This window comes from Duganella sp. 1411, from assembly GCF_017833525.1.
In the GTDB taxonomy this organism is placed as follows: domain Bacteria; phylum Pseudomonadota; class Gammaproteobacteria; order Burkholderiales; family Burkholderiaceae_D; genus Rugamonas.
In genome coordinates, this window is sequence record NZ_JAFICD010000001.1 from 721,381 (window position 1) to 734,975 (window position 13,595).

At 64.9% G+C, this 13,595-nt stretch carries 12 protein-coding genes; 10 read left to right on the forward strand and 2 right to left on the reverse strand.

The features are described 5' to 3' along the window. Window positions 1–162 precede the first annotated feature (162 nt). From JOD97_RS02780 to JOD97_RS02825, 10 genes are all read left to right on the forward strand, one after another. Window positions 163–690 carry a PRC-barrel domain-containing protein gene (locus JOD97_RS02780; protein WP_209713090.1) on the forward strand — a complete coding sequence of 176 codons (528 nt, stop codon included), beginning with the start codon at window positions 163–165 and terminating at the stop codon, window positions 688–690. A gap of 201 nt (window positions 691–891) precedes the next feature. After that, window positions 892–2,322, forward strand: a complete 1,431-nt coding sequence (locus JOD97_RS02785; protein ID WP_209713091.1) for a circularly permuted type 2 ATP-grasp protein — start codon at window positions 892–894, stop codon at window positions 2,320–2,322. Window positions 2,323–2,341: 19 nt separating this feature from the next. Next, a complete protein-coding gene (locus JOD97_RS02790; protein WP_209713092.1) occupies window positions 2,342–3,295 on the forward strand; it encodes an alpha-E domain-containing protein in 954 nt (317 codons plus the stop codon). A 13-nt stretch (window positions 3,296–3,308) separates the two neighbouring features. Further along, window positions 3,309–4,112, forward strand: coding sequence for a transglutaminase family protein (locus JOD97_RS02795; RefSeq protein ID WP_209713093.1), 804 nt, complete (start codon window positions 3,309–3,311; stop codon window positions 4,110–4,112). 46 nt (window positions 4,113–4,158) lie between these two features. Then, window positions 4,159–5,031, forward strand: coding sequence for a proteasome-type protease (locus JOD97_RS02800; RefSeq protein ID WP_209713094.1), 873 nt, complete (start codon window positions 4,159–4,161; stop codon window positions 5,029–5,031). 107 nt (window positions 5,032–5,138) lie between these two features. Continuing rightward, window positions 5,139–5,528 carry an Hpt domain-containing protein gene (locus JOD97_RS02805; RefSeq protein ID WP_209713095.1) on the forward strand — a complete coding sequence of 130 codons (390 nt, stop codon included), beginning with the start codon at window positions 5,139–5,141 and terminating at the stop codon, window positions 5,526–5,528. Between the two features lie 432 nt (window positions 5,529–5,960). Then, on the forward strand, window positions 5,961–6,386 hold the full coding sequence (locus JOD97_RS02810) for a hypothetical protein (RefSeq protein ID WP_209713096.1): 426 nt from the start codon (window positions 5,961–5,963) through the stop codon (window positions 6,384–6,386). Window positions 6,387–6,576: 190 nt separating this feature from the next. Beyond that, on the forward strand, window positions 6,577–8,526 hold the full coding sequence (locus tag JOD97_RS02815; protein WP_209713097.1) for a serine protein kinase: 1,950 nt from the start codon (window positions 6,577–6,579) through the stop codon (window positions 8,524–8,526). 2 nt (window positions 8,527–8,528) lie between these two features. Next, window positions 8,529–9,662 carry a DUF444 family protein gene (locus tag JOD97_RS02820; protein ID WP_209713098.1) on the forward strand — a complete coding sequence of 378 codons (1,134 nt, stop codon included), beginning with the start codon at window positions 8,529–8,531 and terminating at the stop codon, window positions 9,660–9,662. Continuing rightward, entirely contained in the window at window positions 9,659–11,050 is a 1,392-nt protein-coding gene (locus JOD97_RS02825; protein WP_209713099.1) for a SpoVR family protein, read from the forward strand. The genes JOD97_RS02820 and JOD97_RS02825 overlap by 4 nt, the downstream gene beginning before the upstream one ends. A gap of 96 nt (window positions 11,051–11,146) precedes the next feature. On the opposite strand, the gene JOD97_RS02830 is transcribed toward JOD97_RS02825, so the two are convergent. After that, window positions 11,147–12,232, reverse strand: a complete 1,086-nt coding sequence (locus JOD97_RS02830; protein WP_209713100.1) for an SDR family oxidoreductase — start codon at window positions 12,230–12,232, stop codon at window positions 11,147–11,149. After that, on the reverse strand, window positions 12,232–13,512 hold the full coding sequence (locus tag JOD97_RS02835) for a nucleotide sugar dehydrogenase (protein WP_209713101.1): 1,281 nt from the start codon (window positions 13,510–13,512) through the stop codon (window positions 12,232–12,234). Before JOD97_RS02835 ends, JOD97_RS02830 begins: the two co-directional genes overlap by 1 nt. Window positions 13,513–13,595: the final 83 nt, after the last annotated feature.

The following is a 13,595-nucleotide window of genomic DNA, read 5'->3' on the forward strand; positions in this document are numbered from 1 at the left end:
GCCTAATCCGCCCTACGTGGATGCTATGTTCCCCAAGAACTCATCCCTGTCCTACACCGATACCGCACGCGCACCTATACCTCTACCGTCGTCGTGGCCGCATGATGTTCCCTGTTCCCGCGGCACGTATGACGGGACTTGTTCAACCACTTGGAGACCATCATGAGCTACCTAGACCGCGATACCTACGGCATTTACAATGACCTCGACAACGACCTCGACGTCAACAGCGGCCCCGGCCCCCGTCTGATGGGCGCCGACACGCTTATCGGTGAGGACGTCTACAACCGCCAGGAAGAAGACCTCGGCGACATCAAGGAAATCATGCTCGACATGCGCCAAGGCAAAGTCGCCTACGCCGTGCTGTCGTTCGGCGGCTGGCTGGGCATGGGCGACAAGCTGTTCGCCGTCCCTTGGGAAGCGCTGCAACTGGACACCGTCAACAAGCGCTTCATGCTGGACGTATCCAAAGACCACCTGAAAAACGCGCCCGGCTTCGACAAGGATAACTGGCCCGACATGGCCAGCGCCGAGTTCAGCACGCAGCTGCACAACTTCTATGGCACCCAGCAGGCCGCACCCGGCACCCGCACCGCCAGCGGCAGCGTGATGGGCACCGGCAGCGGCAGCCTGCAAAGCGATCCGGGCTACACCAGCAGCCGGACTGGCTCGGGCAGCGGCAACCTGTAATTGCCAGGCTGGTCGGCACGATTGCGTTCTGTCCAGCACAATTCCCTACGCCAAGGTATGCTTCGCAGCGTGCCTTGGCGTTTTGCTTCTTTATCATCCACAGTGTATCTATCCCAATAGTGTAAACGCACCAATATCGGGCATTCTCTCTGGCACGCTTCTTGATAGAAGACAAGAGTACTCCACAGAGGAACGTTCGATATGGCAAAATTTTTCAACGAAATGACCGCTGACGGCCTGGCCCACCACGCCAGCGCCGAGGTACGTGAGCACTACCGCGAGTTTTGCGGCTGGTTGCAGCGCCAGTCCGCCGAAACCATCGAGCGCAAGCGGGCCGAGGCCGACCTCACCTTCCGCCGGGTCGGCATCACCTTCGCCGTGTATGGCGACGACGCCGGCACCGAGCGCCTGATCCCGTTCGACACCATTCCCCGCATCATCCCCGCCGCCGAGTGGAAAAAGATGGAAGCCGGCCTGATCCAACGGGTCAAGGCCTTGAACATGTTCATCCATGACATCTACCACGACCAGAACATCGTCAAGGCCGGCCTGATTCCCGCCGAGCAGATCTACAAGAACGCCCAGTACCGGCCCGAGATGCAAGGCATCAACGTGGCGTCGGACATCTACGCCCACATCGCCGGGGTCGACATCGTGCGCGCCGGCGCCGGCGAGTTTTATGTGCTTGAGGATAATCTGCGGGTGCCGTCCGGCGTTTCCTACATGCTGGAGGACCGCAAGATGATGATGCGGCTGTTCCCGGAACTATTCGCCCGCAACAAGATCGCGCCGGTCGACCACTATCCCGACCTGCTGCTCGACAACCTGCGCTCGGTCGCGCCGATGGGCATCAACGACCCGACCGTGGTGGTGATGACCCCCGGCATGTACAACTCGGCCTATTTCGAGCACGCCTTCCTGGCCCAGCAAATGGGCGTGGAGCTGGTCGAGGGCAAGGATTTGTTTGTCAGCGACAACACCGTGTTCATGCGCACCACGCGCGGCCCCAAGCGCGTCGACGTCATTTACCGGCGCCTGGACGACGATTTCCTCGACCCGCTGGCGTTCCGTCCGGATTCCTCGCTCGGCGTGCCGGGCCTGCTGTCGGTGTACCGCGCCGGCCGCGTCACCCTGGCCAACGCCATCGGCACCGGCGTGGCCGACGACAAGTCGATCTACCCGTTCGTGCCGGACATGATCAAGTTCTACCTGTCCGAGGAGCCGGTGCTCAACAACGTGCCGACCTACCAGTGCCGCAAGAAGGAAGACCTGGCCTACACGCTGGCCCATCTGGAGGAGCTGGTGGTCAAGGAGGTGCACGGCGCCGGCGGCTACGGCATGCTGGTCGGGCCGGCGTCGACCAAGGCGCAGGTCGAGGACTTCCGCCAGCGCCTGCTGGCCAAGCCGGACGGCTACATCGCCCAGCCGACCCTGGCGCTGTCGGCCTGCCCCACCTATGTCGAGGACGGCATCGCGCCGCGCCACATCGATCTGCGGCCGTTCGTGCTGTCGGGCAAGACCATTTCGATGGTGCCGGGCGGGCTGACCCGGGTGGCGCTGCAGGAGGGCTCGCTGGTGGTGAACTCGTCGCAAGGCGGCGGCACCAAGGATACCTGGATACTGGAACGCTGAGTATAAATAAGGAGACACTATGTTAAGCCGTACCGCCGATCACCTGTTCTGGATGGCGCGCTACACCGAGCGCGCCGAAAACACCGCCCGCATGCTCGATGTGAACGTGCAGACGTCGATGCTGCCGCAATCGGACGAGGACAACGCCCACGGCTGGCGGGCCATGCTCGGCATTTCCGAGCTGCAGGCCGCCTACGACGCCAAGCACCAGACGCTCGAGGCGCGCGAGGTCATCGACTTCATGGTGCGCGATCCGGACAATTCGTCGTCGATCGTGGCCTGCCTGACCGAGGCGCGCGAGAACGCCCGCGCCGTGCGCGGTACCTTGACCACCGAAGTGTGGGAAATCCAGAACCAGACCTGGCTCGACATGCAGAAGCGCCTGGCCAGCGACCTGCTGGAGGACGATCCGAGCAAGTTCTTCGAATGGGTCAAGTTCCGCTCGCACCTGTCGCGCGGCGTCACCGTCGGCACCATGCTGCGCGACGAGGCCGTCCATTTCATCCGCCTGGGCACCTTCCTCGAGCGCGCCGACAACACCGCGCGCATCCTCGACGTCAAGTTCCACGGCGGCGGCGCCGAGGCCACCCGCAGCGAGGCGATGAGCCAGCACGATTTCTATTACTGGGGCGCGCTGCTGCGTTCGGTGTCGGGTTTCGAGATCTACCGCAAGGTGTACCGCGACGTCATCACGCCGGCGCGCATCGCCGAGTTGCTGATGCTGCGCGGCGACATGCCGCGCTCGCTGCTGGCGTGCATGGACGAGGTGGTGCAGAACCTGGCGGAGGTGCGCAACGACGTCTCGGCCGACACCGAGCGCCTGGCCGGCCGGCTGCGCGCGGCTCTGCAATTCAGCAACATCGACGACATCCTCGAGGCCGGGCTGCACGAAACGCTGACCCGCTTCCTGGCCGACATCAACCAACTGGGCAACCGCGTCAGCCGCGATTTCCTGGTGCCGCTGGCGGCTTGAGAAAGGCTGGCCCATGCGTCTGACGATCCGCCATGAAACCCGCTACGGCTACACCACGCCGCTGGCCTACACCATCCAGCAGCTGCACCTGACCCCGCGCAAGGAGCCGCAGCAACACGTGGCGTCCTGGGGCATCGCCATGCCGGGCCACGTGCACGCCTATACCGACGCCTACGGCAACCTGTCGCACATGATGACGATGGCCACGCCGCACCAGGGCTTGTCGATCGTCGCCGCCGGCGTCGTCGAGACCGAGGCGCCGCCCAAGGGCCGGGTGCCGAACGGCGACACGCTGCCGCCGCTGATTTTCACGGTGCCGACCGGGCTGACCGAGGCCACGCCAGGCATCCTGGAGCTGGCCGCCTCCTGCCTGCCGGACGGGCGCGCGCGCAGCAAGGACCTGCTCTCGCTTGCCGAGCACATCTTTGGTGCGGTCCGGTATCAAAGCGGTGCGACCGCCGTCACCACCACCGCCAGCGACGCGCTGGCGCTGGGCCAGGGCGTGTGCCAGGACCATGCGCACCTGTTTTTGGCCTGCTGCCACGCGCACGGCATCCCGGCGCGCTACGTGTCGGGCTACATCGATCCCGGCGACAGCGACCACGCGGCCAGCCACGCCTGGGTCGACGCCTGGGCCGAGGACAAGGATTACGTCGGCTGGATCAGCATCGACGTCACCCACGCGCGCCTGATGACGGACGCCTATTGCCGCCTGGCGATCGGGCGCGACTACGACGCCGCCGCCCCGGTGCGCGGCGTGCGGCGCGGCGGCGGCCAGGAATCGATGGCGATCGACGTCAAAATTACGTCCAAGTAATTCCCGGGTGTAAAATAGTCGTTCTTTTCTTCAATACTTTACGACGATGACTTATTGTGTGGGCATGCGCCTCGATGCCGGGCTGGTGTTTTTATCGGACTCGCGCACCAACGCCGGCGTGGACCAGGTCGGCACCTTCCGCAAAATGAGCGTGTTCGAGATGCCCGGCGAGCGCATGATGGTGATGATGACCTCCGGCAACCTGTCGATCTCGCAATCGATACGCCAGCTGGTGTCCGAACACGTCGACGCGGACGGCCACAGCCTGTGGAACGCGCCCAATATGTACGAGGCGGCCCGCATCCTCGGCGACGCCGTGCGCCAGGTGCATGCGCGCGACGCCGAGTCGCTGGCCGCGTTCGGCATCGAATTCAACGTCAGCATCATTTTCGGCGGCCAGATCAAGGGCGAGCGCTGCCGCCTGTTCCAGATCTACTCGGCCGGCAACTTCATCGAATCGCACGACGAGAACACTTATTTCCAGATCGGCGAGGCCAAGTACGGCAAGCCGATCATCGACCGCGTGGTCACGCCGGCCACCCGGCTCGACGACGCCGCCAAGTGCGCGCTCATCTCGATGGATTCGACGCTGCGCTCCAACGTCTCGGTCGGCCTGCCGCTCGATTTGCTGGTGTATGAGACGGACCGGCTGGCGGTGACGCATTTCGTCACCATCGACGAGCGCAACCAGTATTTCCAGATGATCCGCAACACTTGGGGCGACCAGCTCAAGCGCGTGTTCGAGGGACTCGACAATCCGGTCTGGAACGCCGCGCCGGAAACCACCGGCAATGTGCTGCACTCGGCCAGCGGCGGCGGCAAGCCGGTCCGCGTGGCCGCCCCGGCCGGCATCGCGCCGGCACCGTCCACCGCCCCATTGCAGACGCTGGCGCAGCAATTTAGCAACAGTCAACAATAAATCTTTTGATGTTGCCTAAATTAGATTTAAGAAAAATGTAACAATCTGTACGGCAACATGGCTTGGACAGGGTATGATGAAGCGAATTGTTTGCCGTGGAGCGACGTATGTCTGAAGCCAGTCCGACCAAAACCGAAGAGAGTGTATTCTCGGTCGCCACGCTGCTCAAATACATGGGCAACGACGACAAGGCGCTGGCCATCGTCTCCAAAATCGTGCGCGACGCCTGCGCGCCGGGCATGGAACCGTTCACGCTGGCCCGGGCCGCGCTGGACGAACAACGCCTGGACGACGCCGGCAAGATCTTCCACAGCCTGCGCGGTTCGATCGGCACGCTGGGCGCCAAGCGCCTGGTGGCGGCCTCGCTGAAGCTGGAACAAGCGATCGCCGAGCGCCAGGACGGGCAGGTCCCGGAGTTGTTCACGGCGCTGGAATCGGAATACCGGCTGGTACTGCAGCAAGCCGACGCCTGGCTGACGAGCAACGGCACCACGTAGGGCGGATTAGCGAAGCGTAATCCGCCATGTGAAAGCCGCCAATGGCGCCCGCCCCGGCACGCGCCCCCCCCTCGCAAGCTCACCAATCCCCGCCAAAACGCCCCTGTTCACGCAACAATTGCAACCCGGCCCCATGTTGCAGCGCACACCAGCCCGCCCCATTCCGGCGTCTCCAGCCTTGCTAACGATTGGTTACAACTGTTACCCTCCCCCGGCACTTGCAATCCTAAGCACCAAAGCGTTCATGCTAATATCGCCACCATTCGCGCGGTACACCGTGACAACGGGGCGTGCGCCACAAATTTGGACAACATCGTAAAATCTCGCACGCAATTTATCAACTGCGTGTTATTGCGTAATAGACAATTTGCCACAGTGCAAGTATAATGCTGCAATGCGTCTTGAATGGCGATTACCAAGGGTAACTAAAATATGGATTTATTCAACAAGTCGGGCGTGTTGGTATCATCGGTTCTGGTTCTGGTCGGAGCGTTGATCGCCTGCCAGGCGCAGGAAGGTACTGTACCCGCCTCGACGGTGATTGAAGCCGCCGCGATGCAGATCGGTCCGCAGGGTCAGCCCGCCGCCGAGCGCCGCTTGCAGGAATGGGCCGACCAGGGTTCCGCCGTGGCCCAGCGCGAATTGGCGCTGCGCTACCTGTCGAACCCGGCCAAGCGCGGCGAGGCGCTCGCCTTGTTCGAGCGCGCGGCCAGCGCCGGCGATGCCCAAGCTGCCGTCGGCCTGGTCGGCATGGCGCACGATGCCGGCGACGGCATGGCCGGCCCCGCCACCAGCGCCGCGCGCACCGCCGGCCGCGTCATCAAGGAAGCGGCCAGCGGCAACTACGCGCCGCACTGATCCGCGCGCGCCTCCGGCCACCAGCCGCGACACCTTTCGGTGCCGCGGCTTTTTTTTGCCTGGTCCGGGAAAGCGACCGCTTTACAGCCATAAAAATCCGTTTTTCCATTTGAGGCAGATCAGGCGACCTGCCAGACGTCGGACCATACTCCGAAGTGCCGGGCGTCCGGGCGCGGGAGGAAAGGCGACGATGGATCCACTGTCAGATCAAGCAACAGGCGAGGCACAGTTTCAGGACCGGCTGCTGGCCTTCACGCGTCAGCACCGGGCCGGCCACTGGACCGGCAGTTTCTCGCAATTCATGCGGCAGGTGCTGCCGGCCTCCCCGTGCCGGTTCGCGCGCAGTTCCCACCAGTACATCTGGGACATGCTGCGCTGGAGCGGCAACGAGGACCAGGACGGCAAGCTGCGCTGCAGCCTGTTCGCGGACGAGCTGTTCGGCATCGACGACGCGCTGGCGCGCGTGGCGGACTATTTCAAGGCCGCCGCCGCCGGTTCCGAGGTCGGCCGCCGCCTGTTGCTGCTGCTGGGGCCGCCCTCGGGCGGCAAGTCGACCCTGGTGATCCGGCTCAAGCGCGGCCTCGAGGAATACAGCCACACCGACGAGGGCGCGCTGTACGGCATCGCCGGCTGTCCGGTGCGCGAGTCGCCGCTGCATCTGGTGCCGCACACGATGCGCTCCGGCTTCCGCGAGACCTACGACGTCGACGTGGCCGGCGAGCTGTGTCCCCACTGCCGGGCGCGGCTGGAGGACGAGCTGGCCGGCGACTTCCTGCGCATGCCGGTCGAACGCATCTTCGTGTCCGAGGCGGGCCGCAGCGCCATCGGCACCTACGCCCCGCACGATCCGAACACCGCCGACATCGCCGACCTGGTCGGCTCGGTCGACCTGTCCAAGGTGGCCGAGTACGGCGACGAGGGCGATCCGCGCGCGTGGTCGTGGTCGGGCGCCGTGTACGCGGCCAGCCGCGGCATGCTGGAGATGATCGAGATCCTCAAGGTCAAGCGCGAATTCCTCTACCTGTTGCTGACGTTGACGCAGGAGAAAAACGTCAAGGTCGCGCGCTTTCCGCTGATCTACCTGGATGAGACGATCCTCGCCCACACCAACCTGGCCGAGTTCCGCAAGTTCCTGCAGGAGAGCGAAAACGAGGGCCTGCTCGACCGCATGGTCATCGTGCAAGTGCCGTACACGCTCAACTACCGCGAGGAGGCGCGCATCTACCACAAGCTGATCCTGGCGGCGGCGCCGGCCTTCCGCAGCGTCCACCTGGACCCGCACGTGCTGCACGCGGCGGCCGTGTTCGCCGTGCTGAGCCGCCTGCACGAGGGCGAGGACCGCGACAACGAACTGGCGCGCCGGGTGCGCATCCACGCCGGCGAGGACGTCGACGGCGTGCACCACTCGGAGGCGCTGCGGGTGCGCAACAAGGAAAAGGCGCCGGACGAGGGGCTGTCGGGGGTGTCGCCGCGCTTCGTCATCAACGCGCTGTCGAACGCCATCATCCAGTCGCAGCGCAGCAGCCTCAGCACCATGGACCTGCTGCTGGCCCTCAAGGACGGCATCGAGAGCGACGCCCGCATCGAGCCGGCCCGCAAGCGCAAATGGGTCGATTATCTGGTGCTGACGCGCAAGGAATTTTATAACCGCTGGGTCAAGGAGGACGTGCACAAGGCCTTGTTCGTCTCGTTCGAACAGGAGGTCGAGGAACTGCTCGGCAAATATCTGGACGAGGTCGAAGCGATGCTCGACAACCGCCAGGTCAAGGACCCGATCACCAGCGAGGAGCGGCGCCCGGACGAGCGCTTCCTGCGCGCGGTCGAGGAAAAGATTCATATTTCCGACTCCGGCAAGCAATCGTTCCGGCAGGAGGTGGTGCGCAAGGCCATGAGCGCCTACAAACGCGGCGAACGCTTCGGCCTGGGCAGCCACGCCCAGTTGCGCGACGCACTGCAGCAGTACCTGTTCGAGCAGCGGCGCGACGTGCTGCGGCTGGTCAGCTCGGCCAAGCGCCCCGACGACGAGGTGCGCGCCAAGATCTCCGCCGTCGAGCGCCGGCTGGTCGACGAGTACGGCTACGACAGCCATTGCGCGCGCGAAGCGCTCAACTATGTCACCACCTTGCTGGCGCAGGAGTGACGATGCAAACCGGCCAAAGCGACTGGTACGACCTGTTTTCACGCGGGGCGCGCGACTGGCTGCGGCACAACGACAAGGTGCGCGAGGCGGTGCGCCAGCATTTGCCCGACGTCATCTCGGCGCCGGACCTGATGACGGGGCCGGACCAGCGTAGCGTGCAGGTACCATTGAAGCTGCTGGAACACGCCCGCTTCAAGCTCGCCAGCGGCCGCGCCACCACCGGCGCCGGCCAGGGACCGGCCCAGCCCGGCGACGTGCTGCGTCCGCCCAACTACGACGCCGATGACGACGGCGAAGGCGGCAACGAGGATGGCGAGGTCAAGCTGTTGATGGAGTTTGCCATCGACGACATCCTCGAATGGCTGTGGGACGAATTCAAGCTACCCGAATTGCAACCGCGCGGCACCGCCACGCTCGACGAGCCGGACTACGTGCGCGAAGGCTGGGACAAGCGCGGCGCGCGCTCGCGGCTCGACCGGCGGCGCACCGTCAAGGAGGCGATCAAGCGGCGCGCCGTGCAGACGCGGCCGGCGCCGTTCACCAACGACGATCTGCGCTTCAGGCAGTTGGTCCGGCACCCGCGTCCCAGCAGCAACGCGGTGGTGTTCTTCGTGCTCGACGTGTCCAGCAGCATGACCCAGGCCGAGCGGCGCCTGGCCAAGACCTTCTTCTTCCTGGCACTGCGGGGATTGCGCAAGACCTACAGGCGGGTGGAACTGCGTTTTCTGGCGCACGCCGCGCGCGCGTGGGAGTTCAGCGAGGCGGACTTCTTCCAGGTCAGCGGCATGGGCGGCACGCTGGCGTCCAGCGGCTTCCGCCTGGCGCTGTCGCTGCTGGAGGAACAGTACGACGAAGCCAGTTTCAACAGCTATCTGTTCTACGCCTCGGACGGCGACAATTTCTCCGAGGACCGCTCGGCCGCCAGCAACGCGCTGGGCCGGCTGGCCAAGCGCCTGAACCACATGGCCTACGTCGAAACCCTGCCCGGCATGCCGCGCGTGCTGGAAACCGAAATGGGACGCTTGTGGAAGGAGCGCGAGCGCCAGGGGCTGCCCGTGTCCAGCGCCGTTCTCAGCAGCGGCGACGACGTTTTTACCGCCATCCGGCAATTTCTCACCAAGCAGGCCGCGCAATGAGCACGCTGAAGGACTACGCCGCCCGCATCGAACAGCTCGCGCACGAGCTGGGGCTGGAATATTATCCGGTCGAGTTCGAACTGGTGCCGCAGAATTTCATGCTGGAGATCGCCGTCTATGGCGTGCCGGTGCGCATGCGCCACTGGTCGTTCGGCGTGCGCTACATCCATCAGCTGCTGCATCAGCACATGGGGCATTCGCGGCTGTTCGAGGTGATGTTTCCCGGCGACCCGTGCCGCGCCTATATGATGGACAGCAACAGCCTGGCGGAAAACACGCTGGTCAGCGCCCACGTGATCGGGCACGCCGATTTCGTGCGCCGCAACGCGCTGTTCGTCCGCTTCATGTCGATGGCGGGTGGCCGCATCCTCGAGCAAAGCGCGGCGCGCGCCCACCGGCTGGAGGACGCGCTGGCGCGGCACGGGCAAAAGCGCGTCGAAGCCGTGCTGGACGCGGCGCTGGCGCTGGAGCCGCACATCGACATCAACCAGGAGTTGTACCGGCCGCCCTACCCCGCGCCGGCCGAAGCCGGATCGGCGGAGGCAGCCGGGAACGGCGCGCCGCCCGCCGCGGACGGCTTCCTGCAACGCTACCAGGGCTTGCCAGGCGAGGCCCCGCCGCGCCCGCGCGAGCCGCCGTCGCGCCTGATGCCGCCGTATCCCGAGCAGGATCTGCTGTGGTTTATCGCCCGCTACGCGCCCGAGCTGCAGGACTGGGAGCGCGACATCTTCCTGGCGGTGCGGGAGGAATCGTTCTATTTCTACCCGGTGCACGCCTGCCAAATCATGAACGAGGGCTGGGCCTCCTACTGGCACGCGCGGCTGTTGCGTGAGGCCGACTTCCTGCCGCACGAGCTGTATCTGCAAGCGTTGAAGGCCCATTCCGACGTCGTGCGGCCGTACGCGGGAGAGCAGCAACTGGCGCTGGCGGTCAATCCTTATCACCTGGGTTACAGCATGTGGGAACGCATCATCGGCCGGCACGGCGTGGACGCGGCCCGGCGCATATGCGCGGACGAGGACGACTTCGGTTTCATCCGCAACCATCTGGACCACGAATTGGCCGAGGAGCTGGACTTGTTCAGCTACCAGGCGCGCAAGGATGGCGAAACGCGGGTGGTAAGCCGGGACATCGACGACGTGCGCGAAGCGATCCTGGCGCCGAAATACAACTACGGCTCGCCCTGCATCGCGGTCGAGCGCATGCACGACGACGGCGGCCTGGTGCTGCGCCACGACCACGCCCGCGACGGCCGCGGCCTGGATCTGGACCAGGCGGAACAGGTAATGAACTACGTCTGCCGCGTGTGGCGCAAGCCGGTCACGCTGCACACCGTCGACTTCCGCGGCGTCGCCCGAACCATAACGATCACACAACCGGCAAGCTAAAAGGAAACGGGACCAAAATGAACAGGTGTTCCACGTAGGGCGGATTAGCGCAGCGTAATCCGCCATCTCTGCGCCGCCGCCAACGCCGGAAAATACCTACCCCCCGGACTCCACCCGCGCCCCCACATCCAGCTGCCCGACATACCACCGCAACGCCTGCTGCAGCCCCCGCTGCAAATCATGCGTCGGCACATAACCCAGCAAATCGGCCGCCTTCGAAATATCGGCCTGCGAATGCCGCACATCGCCGGCGCGAAACTCCCCATAGCGGGGCTGATCATCGCGCAAATGCGGATACCGCTCGACCAGCAAGCCGTGCAGGATCAGATACAGCTCGTTCAAACTCGTGCGCGCGTTAAGCGCCACGTTATAGACCTGATTAACGGCGGCTGGATTGTCCACCAGCGCCGCCAGCAGGTTGGCCTGCACCGCATTAGCCACATAACAAAAATCACGACTACTCTCGCCGTCGCCATTGATAACCACCGGCCGCTGCTCGATCATCGCCGAGATCCAGCGCGGTATCACCGCCGCGTACGCGCCGCAAGGGTCCTGGCGCGGCCCGAACACATTAAAATACCGCAAGCCTATGGTCTGCATCCCGAAGCAGCGCGCATACACCCCGGCGTAAAGCTCGTTGACATGCTTGGTCACCGCGTACGGCGACAAGGCGTTGCCGATGTGCTCCTCCTGCTTGGGCAGCGCCGGATGATCGCCGTAGGTCGCGCTCGACGCCGCGTACACCATGCGCCGGACGCCGGCCAGGCGCGCCGCTTCCAGCACGTTGAGGAAGCCGCCGATGTTGACGTCGTTGGTCAGCAGCGGATCGTCGATCGAGCGCGCGACCGAACCGAGCGCCGCCTGGTGCAGCACGAAATCGGCGCGCTCGCAGGCGCGCCGGCAGACGGCCGGATCGCGGATGTCGCCTTCGATCAGCTCGAAGCAGCGCCACGCGGCCGGTCCGACCTGCTCGCGCACCTGTTCCAGGTTGTGGCGGCAGCCGGTCAGGAAATTGTCCACTCCGACCACGCGCTGGCCGAGTTCCAGCAGCGCCTGCAACAGGTTGGAACCTATGAACCCGGCCACTCCGGTGACGACCCAGCGGTATTGTTCCTGCTCCAGATGCTCGCGCGCGCTCTGGTAGACCGACGTCGCCGGCGTGCCGTTTTCATAATCGCCCATCACAGCCTCCAGACGCTCAGGCCGGTCTGACGCAGCGCCGCTTCGTCGAACTGCGACTTCAAATCGATGAAGCAACCGGCCGCGACAATCTTCTCGCGCACTTGCTCCAGCGGACGGGCCGACAGCTCGCGGTGGGCCACGGCGGCGATCAGCGCCTCCGCGCACGGCAACTCGTCCCAGCTTTCGAGCTTGACGCCGTATTCGTGCATCGCCTCGCCGGCGTCGGCCACCGGATCGTGCACATGCACTTGCAAGCCGTACGATTCGAGCTCGCGGATCATGTCGGCGACCTTGGAGTTGCGCAGGTCCGGGCAGTTCTCCTTGAAGGTCAGGCCCAGCACGTTGACCCTGCAGCCCTTGAGCTTGAAACCGGCGCGCACCATTTCCTTGACCGTTTTCTCGGCAACGAACTTGGCCATGCCGTCGTTGATGCGGCGCCCGGCCAGGATCACGTGCGGGTGGTAACCGAGCATTTCCGCCTTGTGCGTCAGGTAGTAAGGATCGACGCCGATGCAGTGGCCGCCGACCAGCCCGGGCCGGAACGGCAGGAAGTTCCATTTGGTGCCGGCCGCCTGCAGCACTTCCAGCGTATCGATCTCCAGCCGGTCGAAGATGATGGCCAGTTCGTTCATCAGCGCGATGTTCAGGTCGCGCTGGGTGTTCTCGATGACCTTGGCGGCCTCGGCCACCTTGATGCTGGAGGCCCGGTGCACGCCGGCCTCGACCACCTCCTCGTACAGCGCGGCCACGCGCGCCAGCGTCTGCGCGTCATCGCCGGCGACGACTTTGCGGATCGACGTCAGCGTGTGTTCCTTGTCGCCCGGATTGATGCGCTCGGGCGAGAAGCCGACGTGGAAATCGCGCTGCCACGTCAGGCCCGAGCATTGTTCCAGTATCGGGATGCAGATTTCCTCGGTGGCACCGGGATAGACGGTGGACTCGTAGACCACCACCGCGCCCGGCTTCATGTGCCGCCCGACCGACTGGCTGGCGCCCACCAGCGCCGAGAAGTCCGGGTTGTGGGCGCTGTCGACCGGCGTCGGCACGGCGACGATGATGTAGTCGGCCTCGGCCAACGCGGCCGGGTCGCATCCCATCTCCAGCCAGCGCGATGCGGCGAACTGCTGCGTGGAGACCTCGCCGCTGGGATCGATCCCGGCGCGGTAGCTGGCGACCTTGCGCGCCGATAAATCCAGTCCGATGGTGCGCCGGCGCGTGCCGAACGACACCGCCAGCGACAAGCCGACATACCCGAGCCCGACAACGGCGACCACTTCCATTTGAGCACCTCGTTTGAGAGCGTTAAAAGACGTCTCGCCGATTCTACGGACGGCCTCATGGTCGCGCTTGAGGTGGCACAAAC